Source organism: Mesorhizobium sp. M0217 (assembly GCF_040321955.1).
GTDB lineage: Bacteria > Pseudomonadota > Alphaproteobacteria > Rhizobiales > Rhizobiaceae > Mesorhizobium.
The window spans coordinates 48,939-73,461 of sequence record NZ_JAMYSN010000016.1 but is presented as its reverse complement, the minus strand read 5'-3'; the positions used below and the strand labels follow the sequence as shown (position 1 = coordinate 73,461).

26 protein-coding genes are annotated in these 24,523 nt (G+C 62.0%); 5 read left to right on the top strand and 21 right to left on the bottom strand.

Annotated elements, in window-relative coordinates:
• Positions 1-32: 32 nt before the first annotated feature.
• Genes ntrC through dusB form a run of 3 tightly spaced genes read right to left on the bottom strand, consistent with a single transcriptional unit; the run spans position 33 to position 3,651 of the window.
• Positions 33-1,490 (bottom strand): nitrogen regulation protein NR(I), encoded by a 1,458-nt coding sequence (gene ntrC, locus NKJ18_RS22800; RefSeq protein WP_023701735.1) that lies wholly within the window; start codon positions 1,488-1,490, stop codon positions 33-35.
• Complete coding sequence (locus tag NKJ18_RS22795; protein WP_023668926.1) at positions 1,487-2,632, bottom strand: two-component system sensor histidine kinase NtrB; 1,146 nt, start codon at positions 2,630-2,632, stop codon at positions 1,487-1,489. The genes ntrC and NKJ18_RS22795 overlap by 4 nt, the downstream gene beginning before the upstream one ends.
• Positions 2,629-3,651 carry a tRNA dihydrouridine synthase DusB gene (dusB, locus tag NKJ18_RS22790; RefSeq protein WP_023728018.1) on the bottom strand — a complete coding sequence of 341 codons (1,023 nt, stop codon included), beginning with the start codon at positions 3,649-3,651 and terminating at the stop codon, positions 2,629-2,631. Before dusB ends, NKJ18_RS22795 begins: the two co-directional genes overlap by 4 nt.
• Positions 3,652-3,790: 139 nt before the next feature.
• Here dusB and NKJ18_RS22785 point away from each other — a divergent pair, with 139 nt between their 5' ends.
• A complete protein-coding gene (locus NKJ18_RS22785; protein ID WP_023728017.1) occupies positions 3,791-5,014 on the top strand; it encodes a bifunctional 2-C-methyl-D-erythritol 4-phosphate cytidylyltransferase/2-C-methyl-D-erythritol 2,4-cyclodiphosphate synthase in 1,224 nt (407 codons plus the stop codon).
• Complete coding sequence (locus NKJ18_RS22780; RefSeq protein ID WP_023696095.1) at positions 5,011-5,520, top strand: CinA family protein; 510 nt, start codon at positions 5,011-5,013, stop codon at positions 5,518-5,520. Before NKJ18_RS22785 ends, NKJ18_RS22780 begins: the two co-directional genes overlap by 4 nt.
• On the opposite strand, the gene NKJ18_RS22775 is transcribed toward NKJ18_RS22780, so the two are convergent.
• From NKJ18_RS22775 to eno, 11 genes are all read right to left on the bottom strand, one after another.
• Entirely contained in the window at positions 5,496-5,957 is a 462-nt protein-coding gene (locus tag NKJ18_RS22775; protein ID WP_023668922.1) for a type II toxin-antitoxin system RatA family toxin, read from the bottom strand. The genes NKJ18_RS22780 and NKJ18_RS22775 overlap by 25 nt on opposite strands.
• Before the next feature lie 11 nt (positions 5,958-5,968).
• Positions 5,969-6,934 carry a lipoyl synthase gene (lipA, locus tag NKJ18_RS22770; protein WP_023668921.1) on the bottom strand — a complete coding sequence of 322 codons (966 nt, stop codon included), beginning with the start codon at positions 6,932-6,934 and terminating at the stop codon, positions 5,969-5,971.
• Positions 6,935-7,061: 127 nt separating this feature from the next.
• A complete protein-coding gene (locus NKJ18_RS22765; RefSeq protein WP_023668920.1) occupies positions 7,062-7,319 on the bottom strand; it encodes a GlsB/YeaQ/YmgE family stress response membrane protein in 258 nt (85 codons plus the stop codon).
• 102 nt (positions 7,320-7,421) lie between these two features.
• Positions 7,422-8,870, bottom strand: coding sequence for a dihydrolipoyl dehydrogenase (lpdA, locus tag NKJ18_RS22760; RefSeq protein WP_023728015.1), 1,449 nt, complete (start codon positions 8,868-8,870; stop codon positions 7,422-7,424).
• A gap of 21 nt (positions 8,871-8,891) precedes the next feature.
• The gene (locus NKJ18_RS22755) at positions 8,892-9,533 is read right to left on the bottom strand and encodes an SGNH/GDSL hydrolase family protein (RefSeq protein WP_023682555.1); all 642 of its coding nucleotides are present in this window, start codon (positions 9,531-9,533) and stop codon (positions 8,892-8,894) included.
• Positions 9,530-9,949, bottom strand: a complete 420-nt coding sequence (locus NKJ18_RS22750; RefSeq protein ID WP_352759746.1) for a hypothetical protein — start codon at positions 9,947-9,949, stop codon at positions 9,530-9,532. The genes NKJ18_RS22755 and NKJ18_RS22750 overlap by 4 nt, the downstream gene beginning before the upstream one ends.
• 14 nt (positions 9,950-9,963) lie before the next feature.
• Entirely contained in the window at positions 9,964-11,385 is a 1,422-nt protein-coding gene (locus NKJ18_RS22745) for a pyruvate dehydrogenase complex dihydrolipoamide acetyltransferase (protein WP_023816027.1), read from the bottom strand.
• Between the two features lie 18 nt (positions 11,386-11,403).
• Positions 11,404-12,825 carry a pyruvate dehydrogenase complex E1 component subunit beta gene (locus tag NKJ18_RS22740; protein ID WP_023734036.1) on the bottom strand — a complete coding sequence of 474 codons (1,422 nt, stop codon included), beginning with the start codon at positions 12,823-12,825 and terminating at the stop codon, positions 11,404-11,406.
• 15 nt (positions 12,826-12,840) lie between these two features.
• A complete protein-coding gene (gene pdhA / locus NKJ18_RS22735) occupies positions 12,841-13,887 on the bottom strand; it encodes a pyruvate dehydrogenase (acetyl-transferring) E1 component subunit alpha (protein ID WP_023668914.1) in 1,047 nt (348 codons plus the stop codon).
• Positions 13,888-14,082: 195 nt separating this feature from the next.
• Positions 14,083-14,406, bottom strand: coding sequence for an FtsB family cell division protein (locus NKJ18_RS22730; RefSeq protein WP_023682560.1), 324 nt, complete (start codon positions 14,404-14,406; stop codon positions 14,083-14,085).
• A gap of 138 nt (positions 14,407-14,544) precedes the next feature.
• The gene (eno, locus tag NKJ18_RS22725) at positions 14,545-15,819 is read right to left on the bottom strand and encodes a phosphopyruvate hydratase (protein WP_352759741.1); all 1,275 of its coding nucleotides are present in this window, start codon (positions 15,817-15,819) and stop codon (positions 14,545-14,547) included.
• A gap of 103 nt (positions 15,820-15,922) precedes the next feature.
• Here eno and NKJ18_RS22720 point away from each other — a divergent pair, with 103 nt between their 5' ends.
• Complete coding sequence (locus tag NKJ18_RS22720; RefSeq protein WP_352759738.1) at positions 15,923-17,503, top strand: glycoside hydrolase family 19 protein; 1,581 nt, start codon at positions 15,923-15,925, stop codon at positions 17,501-17,503.
• Positions 17,504-17,612: 109 nt separating this feature from the next.
• The gene (locus NKJ18_RS22715; RefSeq protein WP_023688444.1) at positions 17,613-17,735 is read left to right on the top strand and encodes a hypothetical protein; all 123 of its coding nucleotides are present in this window, start codon (positions 17,613-17,615) and stop codon (positions 17,733-17,735) included.
• A gap of 83 nt (positions 17,736-17,818) precedes the next feature.
• Here the strand turns inward: NKJ18_RS22715 and NKJ18_RS22710 are convergent, their stop codons facing one another.
• The 6 genes from NKJ18_RS22710 to NKJ18_RS22685 all read right to left on the bottom strand — a co-directional run bounded on the left by NKJ18_RS22710 (position 17,819) and on the right by NKJ18_RS22685 (position 20,912).
• Positions 17,819-18,184 carry a PRC-barrel domain-containing protein gene (locus tag NKJ18_RS22710; protein WP_023668909.1) on the bottom strand — a complete coding sequence of 122 codons (366 nt, stop codon included), beginning with the start codon at positions 18,182-18,184 and terminating at the stop codon, positions 17,819-17,821.
• 84 nt (positions 18,185-18,268) lie between these two features.
• The gene (locus NKJ18_RS22705; protein ID WP_023668908.1) at positions 18,269-18,472 is read right to left on the bottom strand and encodes a dodecin family protein; all 204 of its coding nucleotides are present in this window, start codon (positions 18,470-18,472) and stop codon (positions 18,269-18,271) included.
• Between the two features lie 97 nt (positions 18,473-18,569).
• The gene (kdsA, locus tag NKJ18_RS22700) at positions 18,570-19,448 is read right to left on the bottom strand and encodes a 3-deoxy-8-phosphooctulonate synthase (RefSeq protein ID WP_031199053.1); all 879 of its coding nucleotides are present in this window, start codon (positions 19,446-19,448) and stop codon (positions 18,570-18,572) included.
• The gene (locus NKJ18_RS22695; protein ID WP_352759735.1) at positions 19,445-20,317 is read right to left on the bottom strand and encodes a VOC family protein; all 873 of its coding nucleotides are present in this window, start codon (positions 20,315-20,317) and stop codon (positions 19,445-19,447) included. The genes kdsA and NKJ18_RS22695 overlap by 4 nt, the downstream gene beginning before the upstream one ends.
• 55 nt (positions 20,318-20,372) lie before the next feature.
• Positions 20,373-20,663: a Dabb family protein gene (locus tag NKJ18_RS22690; protein WP_023696086.1), complete on the bottom strand. Its 291-nt coding sequence runs from the start codon at positions 20,661-20,663 to the stop codon at positions 20,373-20,375.
• Positions 20,664-20,777: 114 nt separating this feature from the next.
• Positions 20,778-20,912: a hypothetical protein gene (locus NKJ18_RS22685; protein WP_023688440.1), complete on the bottom strand. Its 135-nt coding sequence runs from the start codon at positions 20,910-20,912 to the stop codon at positions 20,778-20,780.
• Between the two features lie 259 nt (positions 20,913-21,171).
• Between NKJ18_RS22685 and NKJ18_RS22680 the strand changes: the two genes are divergently transcribed.
• Positions 21,172-22,422, top strand: a complete 1,251-nt coding sequence (locus NKJ18_RS22680) for an SAM-dependent methyltransferase (protein WP_023688439.1) — start codon at positions 21,172-21,174, stop codon at positions 22,420-22,422.
• 60 nt (positions 22,423-22,482) lie between these two features.
• Here NKJ18_RS22680 and NKJ18_RS22675 read toward each other — a convergent pair whose 3' ends face one another.
• Entirely contained in the window at positions 22,483-24,462 is a 1,980-nt protein-coding gene (locus tag NKJ18_RS22675) for a bifunctional 2',3'-cyclic-nucleotide 2'-phosphodiesterase/3'-nucleotidase (protein WP_023668903.1), read from the bottom strand.
• Positions 24,463-24,523 lie beyond the last annotated feature (61 nt).

Genomic DNA, 24,523 nt, shown 5'->3' with positions numbered 1-24,523 from the left:
GATGACCTCGCGTCACTTCGGGCAGCAGGCGCTCATGGTCTCGACGATTTGTAGACGTTGACGCCCAGCTCGCGAATCTTCTTGCGCAACGTGTTGCGATTCAAGCCGAGCAATTCGGCCGCCTTGATCTGGTTGCCGCGCGTTGCCGTCATGGAAGCGAGCACCAGCGGATATTCGACCTCCGACAAGATGCGTTGATAGAGACCTGCCGGCGGCAAATCACCGGCGAAAGAGGCGAAATAGCGCTGCAGGAAGTGCTCCACCGCCTGGCCGATGGACAGATCGTCCGGGATCAAATTGCCGCCGCCGGGAACGACCGGCCTTTCGCCTGTCTTCAGTTCGGCTTCGATGATTTCGGCTGATATTTCGTCCTGCGAATAGAGCGCCGCAAGCCGGCGCACCAGGTTTTCCAGCTCGCGCACGTTTCCCGGCCACGGATAGCGCTTCATCAATTCGATACCGCCGGTCGAAATGCGCTTGGTCTGCAAGCCTTCGCTGGCGCCGATCTTGAAGAAATGCCGCACCAGATCGGGAATGTCTTCCGACCTCTCACGCAAACCCGGCAGCCGAAGCGGCACGACGTTCAGGCGATAGAACAGATCCTCGCGGAAAAGCCCCTGGTTGATCAGCGTGCGCAGATCCTTGTTGGTGGCGGCGACGATGCGCACATCGGTCTTGATCGGCGTGCGCCCGCCGACCGTGGTGTATTCGCCCTGCTGCAGCACGCGCAGCAGCCGCGTCTGCGCCTCCATCGGCATGTCGCCGATCTCGTCGAGGAACAGCGTGCCGCCCTCGGCCTGCTCGAAGCGGCCTGTCGAGCGGTTCTGTGCGCCGGTGAAGGCACCCTTCTCATGACCGAACAGTTCCGATTCGATGAGGTCGCGCGGGATTGCCGCCATGTTGATGGCGACGAACGGACCGCCTCGGCGGCGGCCATATTCGTGCAGCGCGCGCGCCACCAATTCCTTGCCGGTGCCGGACTCGCCCGAGATCATCACCGTCAGATCGGTCTGCATCATGCGCGCCAGCATGCGGTAGATGTCCTGCATGGCGGCCGAGCGGCCGACCAGCGGCATGGCGTCAGGCTGTTCTTCCGGTCGCGTATCGATCTTCGGTCGGCGCGGCTCTGACAGCGCACGATTGACGATGTTGAGCAGCTCGGTCAGGTCGAACGGCTTCGGCAGATATTCATAAGCACCTGTTTCGGAAGCACGAATCGCCGTCATGAAAGTGTTTTGCGCGCTCATCACGATGACCGGCAGCTCCGGCCGGGCCTTCTTGATGCGGGGCAGCATGTCGAAGGCGTTCTCGTCCGGCATGACAACGTCGGTGATCACCAGATCGCCCTCGCCCGCCGCCACCCAGCGCCACAGCGTCGAGGCGTTGGAGGTCACGCGCACCTCATGGCCGACGCGCGACAGCGCCTGATTGAGCACGGTGCGGATGGCCGCATCGTCGTCGGCGACGAGAATATTGCCGCGAACCGTCATTTGCGGTCTCCTTCGCCTTCATCATCGGCAGTGTCGATGGGTGTTTCTTTCCAGGCCGGCATCAGGATTCGGAAGGTGGTGCCGCGCGGCGTCGAATCGCATTCGATGATGCCGCCATGCTCGCCGACGATTTTCGCCACCAGCGCCAGGCCGAGCCCCGACCCGTTCGGCTTGGTGGTGATGAACGGATCGAACAGGATCGGCAGAATGTCTTCCGAAACGCCCGAACCATTGTCGCGCACGCAGAATTCAAGCGGCAGCGACACGCGGTCCTGGGTTCCGGGAACGGAAACGCGGATGCCCGGCCTGAACGCGGTCGACAGCACGATCTCCCCCTGTGGGTCGCCGCCGATGGCCTCGGCGGCGTTCTTGACCAGGTTGAGGAACACCTGGATCAGTTGGTCGCGGTTGGCGAAAACCGGAGGCAATGATGGATCATAGTCCTCCATTATCCTGATCCTCTTGGCAAAACCGTTCTTCGCGATTGCCTTCACATGGTCCAGCACGACATGGATGTTGACGGGATAGCGGTCAATCGGCCGCTCGTCGGAAAACACCTCCATGCGGTCGACCAGGGAGACTATGCGATCAGTCTCGTCAGTGATGAGGCGGGTCAGGGCGCGATCCTCGTCGGACGCCGAGAGTTCGAGCAGCTGTGCGGCGCCACGAATGCCGGACAGCGGGTTCTTGATCTCATGCGCCAGCATGGCGGCAAGGCCGGTGACCGAACGCGCGGCACCCCTGTGTGTCATCTGCCGGTCGATCTTGTCGGCCATCGAGCGTTCCTGGAACATCACCACGATCGAGCCTGGGAATTCCGGCACCGGCGCGACATAGAGATCGACGACCTTCTCGATGCCGAGACGCGGCGACGACACGTCGACACGGTATTCGTTGACCGGCGCACGGCGCTCGCGCACCTGATCGACCAGCTGCAGCAACGGGCTGCCGAACGGGATCAGCTTGGACAGTGTGTTGCGGGCAAGCATGTTGGCACTTGAACGGAAGAAGTCTTCCGCATCGGCATTGGCGTAGGTGATGAACCCGTCCGGATCGACCATGATGACCGGACGGCGGATGGTGTTCAGCACGATACTGGCGGCATCCGCCATGTCGGAGCTCGGTGTGACGGTGGCGTTCATGCGGCGCTCCGCAAGGGCGTGGCTTCGCCGGAAAACACCTCATGCAGCAAGGCAATGACGCGGGCGGGTTCGAAAGAGGTGAGGATGGCTTTCCGCCGCTCATCGGAAACGCCAGCAGAGTGGCGGTCGAGATACCAGCCGAGATGCTTGCGCGCCTGGCGCAAGCCGCTTTCGACGCCGTAAAGCGTCAGCATGTCCTCGTAGTGGGAAACGATGTAGTCGGCCATGGCTTGCGGGCTTTCCGGCACGCCGGAGAGCGCGTCGCCCGCAGCCTTCGCCGCAATGCGGCCCGCCGTCCATGGCGCGCCATAATGGGCACGACCGATCATCACCGCGTCGGCGCCCGACTGTTCAAGGATTTCGGCGGCCTCCGCGGGCGAGCCCACATCGCCGTTGGCGACGACCGGGATCGAGACGGCGTCCTTGATGCGGGCGATGGCGCCCCAATCGGCCTTGCCTTGATAAAACTGGCAGCGCGTGCGCCCATGCACGGTCACCATTTTAACACCGGCCTCTTCGGCGCGGCGCGCCAAAACGGGTGCATTGAGCGCATTGTCGTCCCAGCCGAGCCGCATCTTGACCGTGACCGGCACCTGGACCGCGCCGATCACCGCTTCGATCAGCGACAGCGCATGGTCGAGATCGCGCATCAGCGCCGAGCCGGCATAGCCGCCGGTCACCTTCTTGGCCGGGCAGCCCATATTGATGTCGATGATGTCGGCGCCCTCGCCGGCAGCGATGCGCGCGCCCTCGGCCATGTGCTCGGCCTCGCGGCCGGCAAGCTGAACCATATGGACGGGCAGCCCGGAATGACGGATGCGCAGGTCGCATCCGGCCCTGCCCTTGGCAAGCTCGCCGCTCGCCACCATTTCCGACACGACCAGGCCCGCGCCATGCGCGTCGGCGCGCTGCCGGAACGGCTCGTCCGTTATTCCCGACATGGGCGCGAGGAAGACGCGGTTGCGGATTGTCACGCCGCCAACGTCGAGCGGCGAAGCCAATTTTGTCACTTCAAGCATGCACAAAAACCAAGCATATCGGATTGCTGCACATTCTCTAGCCATAAGAAAGGCATTCTGCAACGCGCAATGACGTCACATTGCGGCGCATTTGGGAAAATGCTGGCCTTCGCCATAAGCCGCGACTAAGCCTCTCGGCATGACAGACGCAAGCGAAAAACCGGCCGAGGCGACGACCGACAAGGTCGGCGTGGTCATCGTTGCAGCCGGCCGCGGCGCGCGTGCCGGACAGGCCGACGGGCCGAAGCAATATCAACGCATCGGTGGCCGTGCCGTCATCGCGCGCACGCTGGAGACGTTCCTGGCGCATCCCAAAATTGGCCCCGTCGTCGTCGCCATCCATGCCGATGACCGCGCGCTTTTCGACAAGGCAGCCGGCGTGTATGCCGAGCGGGTTACCGCCGTGGTCGGTGGCGAGTCGCGCCAGGCCTCGGTCCGGCTCGGCCTGCTGGCGCTGAGGGAACGTACGCCCGGCCGTGTCCTTGTCCATGACGCGGTGCGGCCGTTTGTCGACACGGCCCTGATCGACCGTATCATCGCCGCCATTGGCGAGCGCCAGGGCGCGCTGCCCGCTTTGCCCGTCGCCGATACGCTGAAGCGCGAGTCGGCCACCGGCATGATCGAGGAGACGGTGCCAAGGGCCGGCCTTCATGCCGCGCAGACGCCGCAAGGCTTTCCGTTCTGGCCGTTGCTCGCCGCGCACGAAAAAGCCCATCATCTCGGCAAGACGGATTTCACCGACGATGCCGCGATCGCCGAATGGGCGCATATTCCGGTAAAAATCGTCGAGGGGTCGCCGGACAATGTCAAATTGACCTGGGCAAGGGATATCGCGATGGCGGATCAACGGCTTACTGGCGAGCGTTTTCCAGACATTCGCACCGGCAATGGCTATGACGTGCACGCCTTCGAGGCCGGCGACCATGTCACCCTGTGCGGCGTCGCCATTCCGCACGGCAAGAAGCTTTCCGGCCATTCGGATGCCGATGTCGGCCTGCACGCGCTGACCGATGCGCTGCTCGCCACTTGCGGCGCCGGCGACATCGGCACGCATTTCCCGCCTTCCGATCCGCAATGGAAGGGCGCGGCGTCAAAGATCTTCGTCGAGCATGCGGCCAGGTTGGTGCGCGAACGCGGCGGCCGCATCGCCAATGCCGACATCACGCTGATCTGCGAGGCGCCGCGCGTCGGCCCGCATCGCGGGGCCATGACCAATGCGCTGTCGGCGATGCTGGGCATTTCCAGCGATCGCATCTCGATCAAGGCGACGACGAACGAGAAACTCGGCTTTGTCGGCCGCGAGGAAGGCATCGCCGCCATCGCCACCGCCAGTGTCGTCTTCCCCGGGGAGGTTCCCGCATGAACAACAGCGATCTTGCCAACGCCCTGCTCCAGGTCTGCCAGCAACGCGGCATCATGCTGGCGACGGCCGAGAGCTGCACCGGCGGCATGATCATCTCGGCACTGACCGACATTGCCGGCTCGTCCGCTGTCGTCGATCGCGGCCTCATCACCTATTCCGATGAAGCAAAGATGGAGATGCTCGGCGTCTCGCCCGCCACACTCGAGGCGCATGGCGCCGTCTCGCGCGAAACGGTTCTGGAGATGGCGGAGGGCGCTCTGGCCCGCTCGCGCGCCGGGCTTGCGCTTGCCGTCACCGGCATTGCCGGCCCAGGCGGCGGCTCGCCGGAAAAACCGGTCGGCCTCGTCTGGTTCGGAGTTGCCCTAAGAGGTGGGCCGGTGGCTGCCGAGCTCAATATGTTTGCCGACAATGGCCGCGACTTCATCCGCCGCGAGACGGTCAAGCATGCGCTGGAGATCGGCCTGCGCGCGCTCGGCGACACTCATGAGATGGGCGTCGTTCCGTAGATGACGTCCGCACGTTTTTCGAAGGCTTCGGAAAACATGCGGAAGGCGCGATCGAACATGGTGCCCATCAACACGCCGAGGATACGGCTCTTGAACTCGTAGTCGATGAAGAAGCGAACGTTGCAGCCGCCGCCGTCGGCCGGCTCGAAGCGCCAGATATTGCTGAGATATTTGAACGGCCCATCGATGTATTTGACGTCGATTGTGTTCTCGTCCGGCTTCAGCAGCACCTGCGTCGTAAAGGTCTCGCGGATCGCCTTGTAGCCGATGCTCATATCGGCGAGGAGAATGGTGCGGCGATCACGCTCCTTGCGAGAGCGCACCGTCAGCGCCTCGCACAGCGGCAGAAATTGCGGATAGGTCTCGATATCGGCGACCAGCGCAAACATCTGCTCCGGCGTGTGGGCAACGCGGCGTGTGGCTTCGAATTTCGGCATTGAAGCAGGATTTAACTGGCTTTTTTGAGCTGCGCCTCACGCGCCGCCCGCAGCCTGGCGAAATCGTCACCGGCATGATGCGAGGAGCGCGTCAGCGGGCTCGACGCCACCAGCAGGAAACCCTTGGTCTTGCCGATCGTCGCGAAGGAGCTGAATTCCTCCGGCGTGACGAAGCGGATCACCGGGTGGTGCTTCTTCGACGGCTGCAGATACTGGCCAATGGTCATGAAGTCGACATTGGCCGAGCGCAGGTCATCCATCAGCTGCAGGATCTCGTTGCGCTCTTCGCCGAGGCCGACCATGATGCCGGACTTGGTGAAGATCGACGGATCGAGCTCCTTGACCCGCTGCAACAGCCGGATCGAGTGGAAATAGCGGGCACCCGGCCGCACCGTCAGGTAGTTCGACGGCACGGTTTCGAGATTGTGGTTGAAGACATCGGGCTTGGCCGCCACGACGATCTCCAGCGCGCCTTCCTTGCGCAGGAAATCGGGCGTCAGGATTTCGATCGTGGTCAGAGGTGTCGCTGCCCGGATCGCCCGGATAACCTCGGCGAAATGCTGCGCGCCGCCATCGGCGAGATCGTCGCGGTCGACCGAGGTGATGACGACATGGGTCAGCCCCATCTGCTTTACGGCATGCGCGACACGCGCCGGCTCATCGGCATCGAGCGCGGTCGGAATGCCGGTGGCAACATTGCAGAACGCGCAGGCGCGCGTGCAGATCTCGCCCATGATCATGAAGGTGGCGTGCTTCTTTTCCCAGCACTCGCCGATATTGGGGCAGCCGGCCTCTTCGCACACCGTGACCAGCTTGTGCGACTTCACGATCTCGCGGGTTTCGGCATAGCCCTTGGACATCGGCGCCTTGACGCGGATCCAGTCGGGTTTGCGCAGCACGTCCTGATCAGGCTTGTGCGCCTTCTCGGGGTGCCGCAGGCGCGGCGCGTTGGCGATCGTGTCGAGGACGGTGACCATCTCAAACCTGACTTGTTGGCGTCTGCCCGTCGGCATTCGCCCTTCTGACGTCATCTAGGACTTTTCGGTGCAAAGAAAAAGGCCGCGGCGGCGCATGCCGCCACAGCCTTTTTCGCATAGCGGTAGTCTAGCGGCGTATCAGCCGCCCGGCAAAGATCAGCAGGCAGGCGCCGATGAAGCCGGTGATCAGGTAGGCGAGCCAGCCGACACCGAAGGGTTCGATGTTGAGCGCCCTGAGAATTGCGTTCAGCACCACCGCGCCGACAATGCCCATAATGATGTTCATCAAGACGCCGGTATTGCTCTTCATGACCATCTCGGCCAGCCACCCGGCCAAACCGCCGATGATGATGGCCGCAATCCAGCCCACGCCATTCACGTCCATATGCCAACTCCTCCAGTGTCAGGTGAAAATGCATCCGGAAACGAACTGTCTTGCCGTAAGGTTCCTCCGGCGCATGCGTCTGAGTCTCGCGGCAGCAATTTATCACGCGTTGAGCGCACGGCCATAGGCATCAAGCACGCTTTCCTTCATCATCTCCGACAGCGTCGGATGCGGGAAGATGGTGTGCATCAGTTCTTCCTCGGTGGTCTCCAGGTTCATCGCCACGACAAAGCCCTGGATCAGCTCCGTCACCTCGGCGCCGACCATATGCGCGCCGAGCAGCTGGCCGGTCTTCTTGTCGAAGACGGTCTTGATGAAGCCCTGGTCCTCGCCAAGCGCGATCGCCTTGCCGTTGGCGCCGAACTGGAAGCGGCCGACACGAATGTCCTTGCCTTCGGCCTTGGCCTTGGCTTCGGTGAGCCCGACCGATGCGACCTGGGGGTTGCAATAGGTGCAGCCCGGGATCTTCAGCTTGTCTGTCGCATGCACGCCGGGGAAATTGGCGATCTTTTCGATACACACCACGCCTTCATGCTCGGCCTTGTGGGCAAGCATAGGCGGTCCGGCTACATCGCCGATAGCGTAGATGCCGGGAACGTTGGTCTTGCCATAGCCGTCAATGACGACGCAGCCGCGATCGGTCTTCACGCCGAGCGTCTCGAGGCCGAGATTATCGATGTTGCCCTGCACGCCGACGGCCGAGATCATGCGGTCGGCGGTGATCTTCTCGACCTTGCCGTCCTTCATCTCGACATGGGCGGTGATCGAGTTGGCACCCTTCTCGACCTTGGTCACCTTGGCCTCGAGGATGATTTTCATGCCCTGCTTCTCGAACTGCTTCTGCGCGAATTTCGAGACCTCGGCATCCTCGACCGGCATCACCGCCGGCAAAAGCTCGACCACCGTCACCTCGGCGCCCATGGTGCGATAGAAGGAGGCGAACTCGATGCCAATGGCGCCCGAACCCATGACCAGCAGCGATTTCGGCATCTCCTTCGGCACCATCGCTTCAAAATAGGTCCAGATCAGTTTGCCGTCCGGCTCGATGCCGGGCAGCGCGCGCGGCCGGGCGCCGGTGGCGAGAATGATGTGCTTGGCGGTGTAGGTCCCCTCGCCCTTGACGCCCTTGGGCACCGGCGGCTGCGGCTCCATCGGTTTCTTGGCCGTCTTGGAAACGACGATCTCACCGGGCTTGGAGAGCTTCGCCTCGCCCCAGATGACGTCGACCTTGTTCTTCTTCATCAGGAAGGCGACGCCGCCATTGAGCCTCAACGACACTTTGCGCGAGCGGTCGACGACAGCGGCCGTGTCGGCGCTGACCTTGCCGCCTTCGAGCTTCAGGCCGTAGTCCTTCAGATGATCGGAATAGTGCATGATCTCGGCCGAGCGCAGCAGCGCCTTGGTCGGGATGCAGCCCCAGTTGAGGCAGATTCCGCCGAGATGCTCGCGCTCGACGATCGCCGTCTTGAAGCCGAGCTGGGCGGAGCGCACCGCCGTGACATAGCCGCCGGGGCCTGAGCCGATGATTATGACGTCGTAGGATTCAGCCACGGGGTTTCTCCCTGATTTTCTCTAGAGTTCCAGCATCACACGCACCAATGGCGCCAATGCGTCACCTATATTGCGCGTGTTTTCGGCATCGAGATGGACCCCGTCGATCGGTGTGGTCTCGGCCACCGTGCCGGCATCGAAAAAGCCGCAGCCGGCCTCGTCGGCGAGCGCGGAATATTGCGGCGCCAGCCGCTTCGAGGCCTCGTCGCCGCCGGCAAACATTTCCTTGAACTCGGCATTGTCGGTGCGGCTGACCGCTGGTGGCGCAACGATCAGGATTTGCGGCGCGGCCCAGTCGAACGGATAATCGTGGCCGCGCACGATGTCGATCAGCCGCTGCACGCCCTGCTTGGCCGCGACCGGATTGCCGTGGATCCAGGGCTTCATGTCGTTGGCGCCGAGCATGATGATGATCAGGTCGAGCGGCGCATGGCTGGTCAGGATCGTCGGCAGCACCTTGGCGCCATTGCGGTCGGCACCAGCCAGGTGATCGTCGAAAGCCGTGGTGCGGCCGTTCAGACCTTCGGCAATGACTTCGATATCATCGTCGCCCAGCGCCGCCTTGAGCACGCTCGGCCAGCGATCCTCCAGCGCATGGCGCCCGAGGCTTGCCGCGTCATAGCCCCAGGTCAGGGAATCGCCGTAGCAGAGGATCGTCTTCATGCACCCGCACCCGCCTCCGCCTTAAGCCCGCGCCGCACGCGCCATCCCACGAACAGCCACTGCACGATAACCGTGGCGATGCTTGGCAAAATCAGACCGGCGACAACGGGGAGATCGCCCGACCACTGGGCTTTGCCCGGCGGCTGAGAGAACATCCAGGCAATCAGCCCGATCCCGGCCAGCACGAATAACGCAACCCCAACAAGCCCCGCCAGATTGATCGCCCTTTGTGGGTTTGGCACCAATTGCGCGATGAAAAACGCCACCGTCGCAACGATAGAGACCAGCGCCGAAACCATGAAGACAAGGATGTATTCGGAATTCGCATTGGTGACGATTGCCAGCCACAGCGCCACCAGCCCGCCGGCCAGGCCGGAAAGGATCAGGGCGAAAAGGCTGGTGACGAATTTCCGCACAGCCTTTTTCCTTCCTAGACCAGCATGCCCATCGGATTTTCGATCATGCGCTTGAAGGCGACCAGAAGTTCGGCGCCGAGCGCACCGTCGACGGCGCGGTGATCGGTCGACAGCGTCACCGACATGATATTGGCGATTCTGATCTCGCCATTCTTGACCACCGGCCGCTGCTCGCCGGCACCCACCGCCAGGATCGTCGCATGCGGCGGGTTGATGACGGCGGCAAAGTCCTTGATGCCGAACATGCCGAGATTGGAGACAGCCGTCGTGCCGCCCTGATATTCCTCAGGCTTCAGCTTGCGGCTGCGCGCACGGCTCGCCAGATCCTTCATCTCGTTGGAGATAGTGGACAGCGTCTTTTCGTCGGCGTGGCGGATGATCGGCGTGATCAGGCCGCCGGGGATCGACACGGCAACGCCGACATCGGCGTGCTTGTGCTTGACCATGGCGCTTTCGGTCCACGACGCATTGGCATCCGGCACCGCCATCAGCGCCATCGCCATCGCCTTGATCACCATGTCGTTGACCGACAGCTTGTAGACGGGCACTTCGCCCTTGTCGGTCTTCTTCATCGGAGCCGCCGCATTGATCTGTGTGCGCAGCGCCAGCAGGGCATCGAGCTCGCAGTCGAGCGTCAGGTAGAAATGCGGGATGGTGGTCTTGGCCTCGACCAGGCGGCGCGCAATGGTCTTGCGCATATTGTCGTGCGGGACGAGCTCGTAGGACCCTTCGGCAAACAGCTTCAGCACCTGTTCGTCCGACATCGCCTTGGGTGCCGCAGCCGGAGCCGCAGGTGCCGGAGCGCCGGCAGGTGCGGCTTTCGCGGCCGGCGCGGCCTTGGCGCCACCGCCGGCGATCGCCGCCTCGACATCGGCCTTGACGACACGGCCATGCGGGCCGGTGCCACTCACGGCGGACACATCGACGCCGGCGTCTTTGGCTATGCGCCGCGCCAGCGGCGAGGCGAAAGTGCGCTCGCCTGACGATTGGCTGATCTCCCCCTTTGTGGGGGAGATGGCCGGCAGGCCAGAGGGGGGCGCGACAGACTGAGAGGTCGGCGGGACAGCGCCCCCCTCTGTCGACTTCGTCGACATCTCCCCCACGGGTGGGGAGATTGACGCCTTATCCTGTTTGGCATCGGCTTTCGCGGGCGCGGCATCGCCGCCGCCCTTTGCCGCCGCCCCTGCATCCTCGCCTTCGCCAGCCAGAATGGCGATCAGAGCATTGACCTTGACGCCTTCGGTGCCGGCCGGAACGACGAGCTTGGCAACCGTGCCCTCATCGACGGCCTCGACTTCCATCGTCGCCTTGTCGGTCTCGATCTCGGCGATCACGTCGCCCGGCGAAACCTTGTCGCCCTCCTTGACCAGCCACTTGGAAAGATTGCCCTCTTCCATCGTGGGCGAGAGCGCCGGCATGGTGATGTTGATTGGCATGATGTCCTCCCGACCGGCTCAGCGATACGTGACGGCTTTGACCGCCTCGATGACCTCGCCGACATTGGGCAAGGCCAGCTTTTCGAGGTTCGCCGCATAGGGCATCGGCACGTCCTTGCCGGCGATGGTGATGACCGGCGCGTCGAGGAAATCGAAGGCGCGCTGCGACACCTGGTTGGCGATGTGGTCGCCGACCGAGCTTTGCGGGAAACCTTCTTCGACCACGATCAAGCGGTTGGTCTTCTTCACCGAGGCAATGACGGTGTCGAGGTCGAGCGGACGGATGGTCCTGAGATCGATGATCTCGGCATCGATGCCCATGCCGCGCAGCTCGGCTTCCGCCTTGATGGCATAGGTCATGCCGATGCCGAACGAGACGATGGTGACGTCCTTGCCCTGCTTGTGAATGCGCGCCTTGCCGATCGGCAGCACGAAATCGTCAAGCTTCGGCACGTCGAAGGACTGGCCGTAGAGGATTTCGTTCTCGAGGAAGATGACCGGGTTCGGATCGCGGATCGCCGCCTTGAGCAGGCCCTTGGCATCGGCAGCCGTGTACGGCATCACCACTTTCAGGCCGGGAATATGGCTGTACCAGGCGGCATAGCACTGCGAATGCTGGGCGCCGACGCGGGCGGCAGCCCCGTTCGGGCCGCGGAACACGATCGGCGCGCCCATCTGGCCGCCCGACATATAGAGCGTCTTGGCGGCGGAGTTGATGATCTGGTCGATCGCTTGCATGGCGAAATTAAAGGTCATGAATTCGACGATCGGCTTCAGGCCGGCCATTGCCGCACCGACGCCGACGCCGGCAAAGCCATGCTCGGTGATCGGCGTGTCGACCACGCGGCGCGGCCCGAATTCCTGCAGCAGGCCTTGCGTGATCTTGTAGGCGCCCTGGTATTCCGCGACCTCCTCGCCCATGACGAAGACATCGCCGTCGCGGCGCATTTCCTCGGCCATGGCATCGCGCAAGGCCTCGCGCACCGTGGTCGAGACCATCTCGGTGCCGGCGGGAATATCCGGATCGGCGGCAGGTTTGGCTGCCGGAGCGGCGGGAACTGCCTTCGGAGCCTCGCCGGCATCCTGGGGAGCCGCTTTTGAACCTTCCTCGGCTGCATCGGTCCGCTGACCGCCAGCGGAAACGGCATCCTGGGTTGAGGCAGGCTGGCCGCTCTTTTCGACATCGCCTGCACTTTCGCCGTCCTGCAGCAACACGGCGATCACCGCATTGACCTTGACGCCTTCGGTGCCGGCGGGAACCACGATCTTGCCGATCGTGCCTTCATCGACGGCCTCGACTTCCATCGTCGCCTTGTCGGTTTCGATCTCGGCGATGACATCACCGGCGACGACCTTGTCGCCCTCGTTCTTCAACCATTTGGAAAGATTGCCCTCTTCCATGGTCGGCGAGAGAGCGGGCATGAGAATTTCGATCGGCATGTCCTTGCCCTCCCGTTACAATACGATGTCGGTCCAGAGCTCGGACGGATCCGGCTCTGCGTCGTGCTGGGCAAATTCGGCGGCGTCGGCGACGATGTCGCGGACTTCCTTGTCGATGTTCTTGAGTTCGTCCTCGGTCGCCCACTTCTTGGCCGTCAGCCGCACCTTGACCTGCTCGATCGGATCATGATCCGAGCGCATCTTCTGCACTTCTTCCTTGGAGCGGTATTTCGCGGGATCCGACATCGAGTGACCGCGATAGCGATAGGTCTGCATCTCGAGGATGATCGGACCGTTGCCGGCACGGCACCATTCGGTCGCCTGATCGCCGGCGGATTTGACCGCACGCACATCCATGCCGTCGACCTGAATGCCGGGAATCTTGAACGAGGCGCCGCGATGCGAAAAATTGGTTTCGGCCGACGAGCGCGACACCGAAGTGCCCATGGCGTAGCGGTTGTTCTCGATGATGTAGATCACCGGCAGCTTCCACAGCGAGGCCATGTTGAAGCTTTCATAGACCTGACCCTGATTGGCAGCGCCATCGCCGAAATAGGTCAGCGACACATTGTTGTTGTCGCGGTAGCGGTTGGCGAAGGCGAGACCGGTGCCGAGCGAGACCTGCGCGCCGACAATGCCGTGGCCGCCGTAAAAATGCTTCTCCTTGGAGAACATGTGCATGGAGCCACCCTTGCCCCTCGACAGGCCACCACGGCGTCCGGTCAGCTCTGCCATGACGCCCCGCGGTGACAGTTCCATCGCCAGCATGTGGCCATGGTCGCGATAGGCGGTGATCATCTGGTCGCCGTTGATCAGCGACATCTTCATGCCGGTGACGACCGCTTCCTGGCCGATATAGAGGTGGCAGAAGCCGCCGATAAAGCCCATGCCGTAGAGCTGGCCGGCCTTTTCCTCGAAGCGGCGGATAAGCAGCATGTGCCGGTAGGCGGCAAGCTCCTCGTCCTTGGTGAAGTCGGCCGGCTTGGGGGCGGAAAGCCCGGTTGATTTGGCGGATGTCGATTTAACGGATTTGGCAGGCGCTTTTTTGGCGGCGGTGGCCATGCATCACTCCCTGTTGGCGTCTCTTTGCGGACACTAAAGCAGACCATGTCTGCTCCGGGGAGGATCAGCTCCTCCCCACCGATTGGAAGGAAGCTAACATGCGAGACCGCGTTTCGCCATGCAGAAAAACGCATGGCTGGCATGCATCTAAACGCCTAGAATCATTGGAAATAAAAGCGATTAACCGAAATTAGGTTATTTCGAATTGGCCGGCAGCATGATGGTGATTTCATCGGGCTGGGACAGATTGAGCGCCCGGCGTGCCTGCTCGTCGAGCATATCCTTTTCAAGCGTGCCCTCATGCATCAGCTGGACGCGCCGCTCCAGATCGATCCGGCGCGCCTTGATGGCATCGTACTTGGCCTGCAATTCGATGGTCTGCGCTTCGAGCTGATATTTGGAATTGATGCCGAACTCGCCATGATAGGCATGGAAGCCGAAATAGGCCAGGAACGCCACGCAAAGCGACGGGATGATCAGCCGGCCGGTGTTTCTCTGCTTGTGCTGGCGTGTCCACATGGTCGCAATCCTTTGACCGCCATTTGTCGCTCGATTGTGCTTAATGGACGGTTACGGACAGGTGCATTAGCCAGCGGCCGCAACGAAAAAGGGCGGGAAAATCCCGCCCTTCCATCGTTTTCGCCAGTTCGGCAGAATTTAGGCTTTGACCACCGACTTGCCAGCGTAGCGCGCCTGCTTGCCGAGCTCTTCCTCGATGCGGATCAGCTGGTTGTACTTGGCCATGCGATCCGAGCGCGACAGCGAACCGGTCTTGATCTGCCCGCAATTGGTGGCGACGGCGAGGTCGGCGATGGTCGAATCCTCGGTTTCGCCCGAACGGTGCGACATGACTGCGGTGTAGCCTGCCTTATGCGCGGTCTCGACAGCGTCGAGCGTTTCGGTAAGCGAGCCGATCTGGTTGACCTTGACCAGGATCGAATTGGCGACACCCATGCGGATGCCGTCGCGCAGCCGCGCCGTGTTGGTGACGAAGAGGTCGTCGCCAACCAGCTGCGTCTTGTTGCCGATCAAATCGGTCAGGTACTTCCAGCCCTCCCAGTCGTCCTCGGCCAGGCCGTCCTCGATCGAGATGATCGGATAGTCGGCGGCGAGCTTGGCCAGGTACTTGGCCTGCGCCTTCGGATCGCGGGTCTTCTTCTCGCCCTCATAGACGTAATTGCCGTCCTTGAAGAATTCGGTCGCCGCACAGTCGAGACCGAGCGCGATCTCTTCGCCCGGCTTGAAGCCGGCCTTCTCGATTGATTCCATGATGAAATCGAGCGCCACCGGCGCACTCTTCAGATTGGGCGCGAAGCCGCCTTCGTCGCCGACATTGGTGTTGTGGCCGGCATCCTTGAGCTTCTTGCGCAGCGTGTGGAAGATTTCCGAGCCCCAGCGCACGCCTTCGCGCAAAGTCGGCGCGCCGACCGGCAGGATCATGAATTCCTGGAAATCGATCGGATTGTCGGCATGCGCGCCGCCATTGATGATGTTCATCATGGGCACCGGCAGCAAATGCGCCTTGGTGCCGCCGACATAGCGGTAAAGCGGCAGTCCGGCGGCTTCCGCCGCGGCCTTGGCGACCGCCAGCGAGACGCCGAGGATGGCGTTGGCGCCGAGCCGGCTCTTGTTGGGCGTGCCGTCGAGCTCGATCATGGTCTGATCGATGTGGATCTGGTTTTCGGCTTGCATGCCGCCGATCGCCTCGAACAGCTCGCCATTGACGGCCTCGACCGCCTTGAGCACGCCCTTGCCGAGATAGCGGGCGCCACCGTCGCGCAGTTCGACGGCCTCATGCGCGCCGGTCGACGCGCCCGACGGCACCGCGGCGCGGCCCATTGAGCCGTCTTCGAGAACGACGTCGACCTCGACGGTCGGATTTCCACGGCTGTCCAGGATTTCACGCCCGACAATGTCGATGATGGCGGTCATTGCGATGTCCCCGATTGATCGATTGAAAGCGTCGCGCCCCTCTTAGCCAAAGTGCCGCAAAAGGCAATCAGGAATGGCATGAAATAATAGTGACGATCGCCCCATGCGCTCAGGCCGTGGGGCATGGGCGACGCCATCTGAACGCAAACAGCCCGCCCTGACGTCATATGTCTGGCGCCGCATGGGGCGGGTGCCCCTCCCCTTTGATTGCGGCAATCCCTTATCACAAAATACCAGGCGGCACGCAAACTCCAGCAGATGCTTCAAAAGAGGCTACCGCCAACGTGACAAACTTCACAATGCAGAGAATTCGAAGATGTTAGCGTCACATCTACAACGCGAACTATTTGGCGACCACAGTGAAATCAACAAACTTGAACTCTTTGGGGAGGCGGCAATGGCAGCGATTTCAGGCACTGGCTGGGAACTTCTTATTAGCCGCAAAGTCGAGCATATGAGGGGCACCCGACGCAGGACAGTTGGTACCTATAAAGTCTTCCACAACGGCACGGCAGTAACGGGTCTATCGGGGTTCGTGTGTGAATCTCGCGGCCCTGGCGACAATTCCAAAGAAGACAATGGCAGGCGCATCGAGCCCGGCACCTATCCACTGGCGACACAGGCCGGAGGCAAATATGTGACCATAGGCTACACTGGCGCCAAGACGCCACCCAAACCTGGACTCGAACTGCTGAAGACCAACAAGCGCACCGAAATCCTGATCCATCCGGGCGTCAATTTCCTGTCCAGCGTCGGATGCATCAACCCGACGAAGAAGGTGAGTGGTCCGCTTTCCGACATGGATTTCACGGAGAGCCGGACACGCGTAATCGCCCTCATTGACGATCTGAAAACCTTTGCCGGCGGTGGCTTCCCGAAAAGCAACGGCAAGCGAATTCCCAATGCTTCGGTGGTCGTCGAAGGCGAACCGGTGCTGTCGACCGAGAGTGTCGAGAGCGTGCTCGAAGCGGTTGCGGGCGATCCGAACAAGGGTTTGCCGGCAGCGGTCTTCCAGAAATTCGCGCCGAGACCGGCAAGCGGTTCCAAGCGAACAATCTATGACGGTTACATCGGCGCCTTTACCTCCGACAAGGGCCTCAAGACACTTGGCGATCATGGCGTGTGCAACAATTATGATCGGCTGATGCATTTCTTCGCTCAAGCGGCGATGGAAACCGGTGGCTTCACCCTCATTCGCGAATCCCTGACCTACACGACCGTGGCGGCAATCCGGAAAGCATGGAGGTCGCGAGCCGCGGGCAAGACCGATCAGTGGATCGAGGACAACCTGCTGCGCAAGCCGCAAGCCCTGGGCGACTGGGCCTATGGCGGGCGGATGGGCAATGTGAAAGGAACGTTGGACGGCTTCAATTTCCGCGGCGGCGGTACGTTCCAGACCACCGGGCGCGACGCGTACACGGCCAAGGGCAAGCTCGCCAAGGTTGAACTCGCCAATCATCCTGAACTGATCGAGGATCCACAGATTTCGCTGCTCGCAGCTTGCGCCGAATGGAAAGGGTCAGGCTGCAATGCCTTTGCCGATGCCGGCCTGATTAAAAAGATCTCGCGCGCGATCAACGTCGGCAACGCCAATTCGACCACGCCGGCCAATGGCGAAGCGGATCGGATCGCCTGGCATGAGAAGGTTTTCAAGGCGGTCAAGAATGCCGGACTCCTCGGCTGAGCATGCCTCGGATCACGTTCGACAACACCACGTCATCATAATTCAGAGATAACAATCTCTGTGTCGACTAGGATGGTGATGCGCGGGGCGAAACAGGAGGAGTTTCGCCATGTCCGAGTTGAGCGGTATCGTGAGTTTGTTCCTGATCGCGGCGGCGTTCCTGACGTCGTGCGATACGCAGCAGCCGCCAAAGGCGGCGACGCAGCTGTCCACGCTTTACGCAGCAGAATAATTTAGAAACTGTTGGGTTGCACTGAAAAGGCCCCCGTTTCGGAATTTCGGGGGCCTTTTCACGTCAGGCGTCAGCGCAGCTGATCAATGCCAATACGGCGTGACCTTGTAGTAATCATAGGAAGCATCACGTGCGGCCTCGCCATCGGCGCCGGCCAGTTCATTGATCGAATAGGCGGGTGCTGCCTTCAGCTGCTCCTTCGAGAACGGCACGACATAGCCGCCCTTGTCCTCGTCATAGTCGAGGCTCGCCCACGGAATGGCGTGATACTTCTCGCCAATGCCGAGAAATCCACCGAACCCGATCACCGCGAACATGATGCCGTTCGACGTCTTGTCGAGCATGATGTCCTCGATGCTGCCGATGCTCGTGCCTTCGGTGTTGTAGACCGACGTGCCGATGACGCGCGAAGCGGCGATGGCTTCGGTGTGGCCTGTCTGGGTGGTCATGGCTGCTGCTCCTCATGTCGTTGATCGATACTTTGACAATGAGGGGCGCGGGCGAAAGTTCCCGTTTTTTCGAGCGGCGGGCGGTTACTCCGCGAGGATGAACGTCACCTTCATGTTGACGCGATAGGCCGCGATCCTGCCGTCCTCGACGACGATCTTCTGGTCCTGGATCCAGGCGCCTTCGACGTTCTTCAGGGTCTTTGAGGCGCGCTCAATCCCCTTCTCGATGGCGTCCTGAAAGCTCTTTTTCGACGACGACGTGATTTCGGTGACGCGGGCGACGGACATGGCTTCCTCCTGCCAAGACGCTCATTTGCAGCAGCGAGCCTACAGCCGGCTTATGCCTTCCACAAGCAGGGCAGCGCGCGCGCCATAGCCGAAACCATCAGCCTCGGTTCAGGTCAGCAGCATTCTTGGCGATGCGGTCGAACGCCATCAGTCTTTCGAGCAGCGCCGGCATGTCCTTCAGTGGCAGCATGTTGGGCCCGTCGGAGGAGGTCGAATTGTCGGGATCCTGGTGGGTCTCTATGAACACGCCGGCGACGCCGACGGCAACGGCAGCCCGCGCCAGCGTCTCGACAAAGCGGCGCTCTCCACCGGAGGAACCGCCCTGCCCGCCTGGCTGCTGCACCGAATGGGTGGCGTCGAAAATCACCGGCGCGCCGATCTCGGCCATCACAGGCAAGGCCCGCATGTCCGACACCAGCGTGTTGTAGCCGAAAGACGCGCCGCGCTCGGTGGTCAGCACATTGAGGTTGCCCGAACCGGTGATCTTGGCCACCACGTTCTTCATATCCCAAGGCGCCAGGAATTGCCCCTTCTTGACGTTGATCACCTTGCCGGTCTTGGCGGCGGCGACCAGCATGTCGGTCTGGCGCGACAGGAACGCCGGAATCTGCAGCACATCGACATGGTGTGCGACGATCGCGCACTGCTCCTCGGTGTGGACATCGGTCAGAATGGGAACCGAAAATTCCTTGCGCAACTCGTCGAACACCGGAAGCGCCGCGTCCATGCCGGCGCCGCGCGTTGCCGACAGCGAGGTGCGGTTGGCCTTGTCGTAGCTGGTCTTGTAGACGAGGCCGATGCCGAGCTTGCCGCTCAGTTCCTTCAGCGCGCCGGCCATGTCGAAAGCGTGCTGGCGCGATTCGAACTGGCACGGGCCGGCGATCAACGCCAAGGGCCCGCTGTTGTCGAAGACGACGTTGCCGACGGTTACCGACGAATTCGGCGCCAGCGAATTGGGCCCTTGCGGCTTGCTCATGGGGTCTCCCGGAAGATGAAAGCCGCGCCCTGTCCGGATGCCGGCTGCACGACGATTTCGTTGCCCGCTATATCGTGCCCGACGGCGTTGTCTGCAAGCAGCCTCGCGACAGCGCCGACACTGCGGACTGAAAAGACAATCGCGGCGAAGCGAACTCTTGTCGGCGCACCGGCCGGAATGTCGAAGCGCGCGGTGAAAGCCGCAGGATCCAGAACGGTCAGACGCGCATTCGGCAGGTCGAAGACCGCGCTGCTCTGCTGCTCCGGGCCAACCACTGTCGAGATCAGGCTGATCTGCGTGGAAGGCGCGTCGCTGACCGCGACGATTTCGGCAATGCCGGTCACGCCGTTGGCATGGGCCTGCAGTGCCGTACGGTCGATTTGAGGGGCGTTGATCCGCTCGCAAGCGAACAGAAAGGCGTCCATCGTCTCGGCGCCGGCGGCGAAAGCCAGTTTGAACGAGGCCATGTCGCTCTTTCCGGCCGTGTCGGTGAAGGCGCGGGAAAAGCTCAGCACGTCCCCCGCCGACAGACCGGCCGAGACATAGCGCGCATGATCCGCATCGGCATCATCGGTGGCCAGCACCACGGCGGAAAAGCCCTCATCGCCCAGGCTGGCGCGATAGAGCCGGTCGCGGGCGACAAAGACATTGCCGCCGGCGATCGCACTCGCTGCCACCTGTTCATTCCCAACCGCCAGCGGTTCGAGATAGGTGCCGTCGGCAAGGAAGACGCAGCAATTTTCGGTGCCGAAGGGATGAACGCCGGTTGGCGCGACGATGAAGCCAAGCGATGTCAGCCGCGCCCGCGCCACGGCGAGGCTCGCCGTCGGCAGCACCAGATGGTCAAGCGGATGGGTCGTGCTGGTCATGCCGGCGCGGTGTGCATCATTCCCGAAATTGGTTCAAGGCCTCTTGCCGGCCCGATCAGGCCGTCGCCACGATATCGGCCGAATAGCGCAATTCGCGCAAGGGTTTGACCCGGCTGGTCGTCTCGGCATAGAGCGGGTGCGCCTTGTATGCGGCAAGCGCGGCATCGTCCTCGAACTCGGCATAGACGACCACGTCGATCGCATCCGACAGCGGATCGACCTTGGTGTTGAGCGTCACCTCGAAGAGGCTTGAATGCGGGATCTTGCCCAGTGTGAGCAAGCCCGTGCGCACGGCCTCGACATCGTCCTTGCGCCGCGCGCTGAAGAAAACGATATGCCGGATCACGCCTGCCTCCACGTTCGATTTGCGGCATGTTTTGTGTGAGCGGGACCGTCGCGTCAACCGCCACGATGTCGCGCCCGGCAATGCCGGCAGGCGACTTTGCAGAGGCGCAAAAAGCTAGGCTTTGCCGGTGACGTAGCGCACGACGCGCGACATCTCCCTGACCGTCGTGTCGAGATAGCGGCCCTGATTGTAGAGGCCGTCCCAGATCAGGAAAAAGGCGATGGCGACGATGACGATGACATAACGCATGGCTGAAACTAACGTATGTGGCTGTTCGTAACCATAGCGATTTCGCCGAGGGCCGCGCTCTCCCGCGGATTCTGGCCTCAGGCCGGCAAGCTGGGCCAGCGCCGCACGAAGCTTGCCTCTTGAAGTTTCGGCCAATGCCATGGAAGATTGTGGGGAAAATTCACGCAGGCTACGGCGTTCGCGCATGGCGAATGAAAGTGGAGGATGTGGAGGCCGGCAGATCTTGCGCCGCCCCCGCGGAAGTCCAGGGGGGTGTGAGATGGCTGTCAGGGAATACAAAGGCTTCGGCGACGCCATCAGGCTGGACGAACTCAATTTCGCCGAGATGGTCAAGGGCCTGCCGGCCAAGGCGCGCATGGTGCTGTCGGCGGCGATGAAATTGCCGCGCGGTTCGCTGAAGGTGAGGATGCCGGATGGCCGGGCGGTGCTTGTCGGCGGCAACGGACCCGGGCCGGATGCCGAGCTGGTGTTGAAGAACTGGCGCCTGCCCGGCCGTGCCTTTTCCGGCGGCACCATCGGCGTTGCCGAATCCTACATGGACGGCGACTGGGAAAGCCCTGATGTAACCAGCTTCCTCGAACTGTTCGTCGTCAACTCGGCCGTTGGGGAACGCATTGCCGGCGGCGCCAACTGGCTCATCAACACGGTCCAGCGCATCCGCCACTGGTTCAACGAAAACACCCGCACCGGCTCGAAGCGCAACATCTCGGCGCATTACGATCTCGGCAACGCCTTCTACAAGCAATGGCTCGATCCCAGCATGACCTATTCGTCGGCGCTCTATGCGACCGGCGCCAACGACCTGGAAAGCGCTCAGGCCGCCAAATACCGCGCGCTGGCCAAGGATACCGGCATCGGCAAGAAGGACCATGTGCTCGAGATCGGCTGCGGCTGGGGCGGTTTTGCCGAATTTGCCGCGCGCGAGATCGGCTGCCGCGTCACCGGCCTGACCATCAGCCGCGAACAGCACGATTTCGCCAAGGCGCGCATCCAGAAGGCGGGACTGTCTGACAAGGTCGACATCAAGCTGCAGGATTACCGAGACGAAACGGGCACTTACGACCGCATCGCCTCGATCGAGATGTTCGAGGCGGTCGGCGAAAAATATTGGCCGGTATTTTTCGGCAAGATGAAGGCGTGCTTGAGGCCCGGCGGCACCGCCGGCCTGCAGATCATCACCATCAACGAGGCCGCCTACGACACCTATCGGGCGAGGCCGGATTTCATCCAGCGCTATGTCTTCCCAGGCGGCATGCTGCCGACGCCGTCGATCCTGAAGACGCTGGGCAGCGACCATGGCCTTGCCCATCTGCGCGAGCGCGTCTTTCCGGACGACTATGCCCGCACGCTTGCCGAATGGCGCAACCGCTTCTGGGCGTCGTGGGAAAAGATCGTCCCGCTCGGCTTCGACGACCGCTTCAAGAAGCTTTGGGAATTTTATCTCCACTATTGCGAAGCCGGCTTTAGAGCCAGCTACATCGACGTGCGCCAAGTGGTCTACAAAGCCTGATCCGAAGCGTGATTGAGCGGGCGTATGCCCGCTCGTTTTCCCTGTTAGCTGCACGTTGCCTCAAAGCAGGATGCGATACTTCGCAAACCCGGATTCGCCCTCGCCGGCCGGCTCGATCTTGAGCGATTTCACTCCCGATATAAAATCCTTCGCTTTGGGGCCGGTCTCGAACACGACGCTGGTGCCGGGCAGCGGCGTGAACGACCAATTGTCGTCGGCCGAGGGATTGATCGTGCCTTCGCTGACGACGTAGCGCACGATCACGTCGCGGTTGGTGTCAGGCGCCTCGTAGATGATCTTCGAGGCATTGATGTCGGGGAAATTGCCGCCACCGCCGGCGCGGTAATTGTTGGTGGCGACGACGAATTTCGCTGCCGGATCAATAGGCTTGCCGTCGAAGCTGAGGCCGACGATGCGGTTCGAGCCGGCATTGGCGACGCCACCCTTGGCATCGTATTTCGGCAGCTGCGACAGGTCTATTCCGTAGCTGACGCCATCGATCACATCGAAATTGTAGGACGGGAATTCGGTGTCGATGAGCGCCTGGTCGGCCTTGCCCGGCTCGATCTTCCTGAAAATGCCGGCCGACATTTCCAGCCATTCCTTCACTTGCGCGCCGGTGATTTCGACGGCGCGCACCGTGTTCGGATAGAGATAGAGGTCGGCGACGTTCTTGATGGCGATGTCGCCCACCGGCACGTCGGTATAGTAGTCGGCGCCGTTGCGCCCGCCGGCCTTGAAGGGTGCTGCCGCCGACAGCAGCGGCACATCCTTCCACTGCGTGCTCTTCAATATGTCCTTGAGGTACCAGCTCTGCGCCTGGTTGACGATCTGCACCGACGGATCGTCGGCGACCAGCGCGAAATAGGAATAGAGCGGCGCCGAGGTCTTGCCGACCGGTCGGCGGACATAGGCAAGTGTCGCCTCATGGTCCGCCTTCAGCGCATCGACGACGCGCTGGTCGTCCGCCACCGTCGGCTTGTTTGCCTTGTCGACGCGCTGGTAGATCGGCCTTGCCTCCGATGTGGCCGAGGCTACGCGCCATTTCGATCCGTCCCGTTCCAGAAGCAGATCGATCAGTCCCATATGCGAGCCCCAGAAACCGCCCATCACGGCGGGCTTGCCCTGCAGCGTGCCTTTCTCGGTGTCGACGCCTTCGAGCGCCTGAAAATCCTTCTTGCCGGGGAAGACGAGATGCTGATGGCCGGTGAACACCGCATCGATGCCTTCGACGCCGGCGACGAAGAAGGAGGCGTTCTCCATGCCGTCGCCCTGCTTGATATCGATGCCGGAATGCGAGAGCGCGATGACGATGTCGGCGCCCTCCTCCTTGATCTGCGGCACCCATGCCCTGGCCGCCTCGACGATGTCGCGCGTCCTGACATTGCCTTCCAGGTTCTTCAGGTCCCAGACCATGATCTGCGGCGGCACAAAGCCGATGATGCCGATCTTGATCGGCTGCTCGGCGCCCGACCCGTCCTTGATCTTCTTGTCGAGGATGACATAGGGCTTGAGGTAGAGCTTGTCGTCGCGCGGTTTGGCGGCAAGCTCGGTGCCGCGGATCAGATTGGCGCAGACGAAGGGGAAATTGGCTCCGGCCAGCACCTTGTCGAGGAACGACAGGCCGTAATTGAACTCGTGATTGCCGAGCGTCGAGCATTCATAGCCCAGCAGGTTCATGCCCTTCATGATCGGATGCAGATCGCCTTCCTTGAGGCCCTTCTCATAGGCGATGTAATCGCCCATCGGATTGCCCTGCAAAAGATCGCCATTGTCGATCAGCATCGCATTGGTGGCTTCCTTGCGCACCGCCGCGATCAGTGAGGCCGTCCGTGACAGGCCCATCGTGTCGTTGGCTTTGTCGGCGTAGTAGTCGTAAGGCAGCACATTCACATGGATGTCGGTGGTCTCCATGATCCTCAGATGCGCCTGATTGGCCTGCGCGCGGGCGGAAAACGGATGGAGCATGATCAGCGCCCCGCTGGCGGCCGTACCGGCAAGAAAACTACGGCGGGAGACGGGGTAATTGAGATGCGGCATTGGTTTTCCTTCCCAGCGACGTGACAAGATCCCAGCCCCGGGCGGAAGCTTCGCGCCGAAA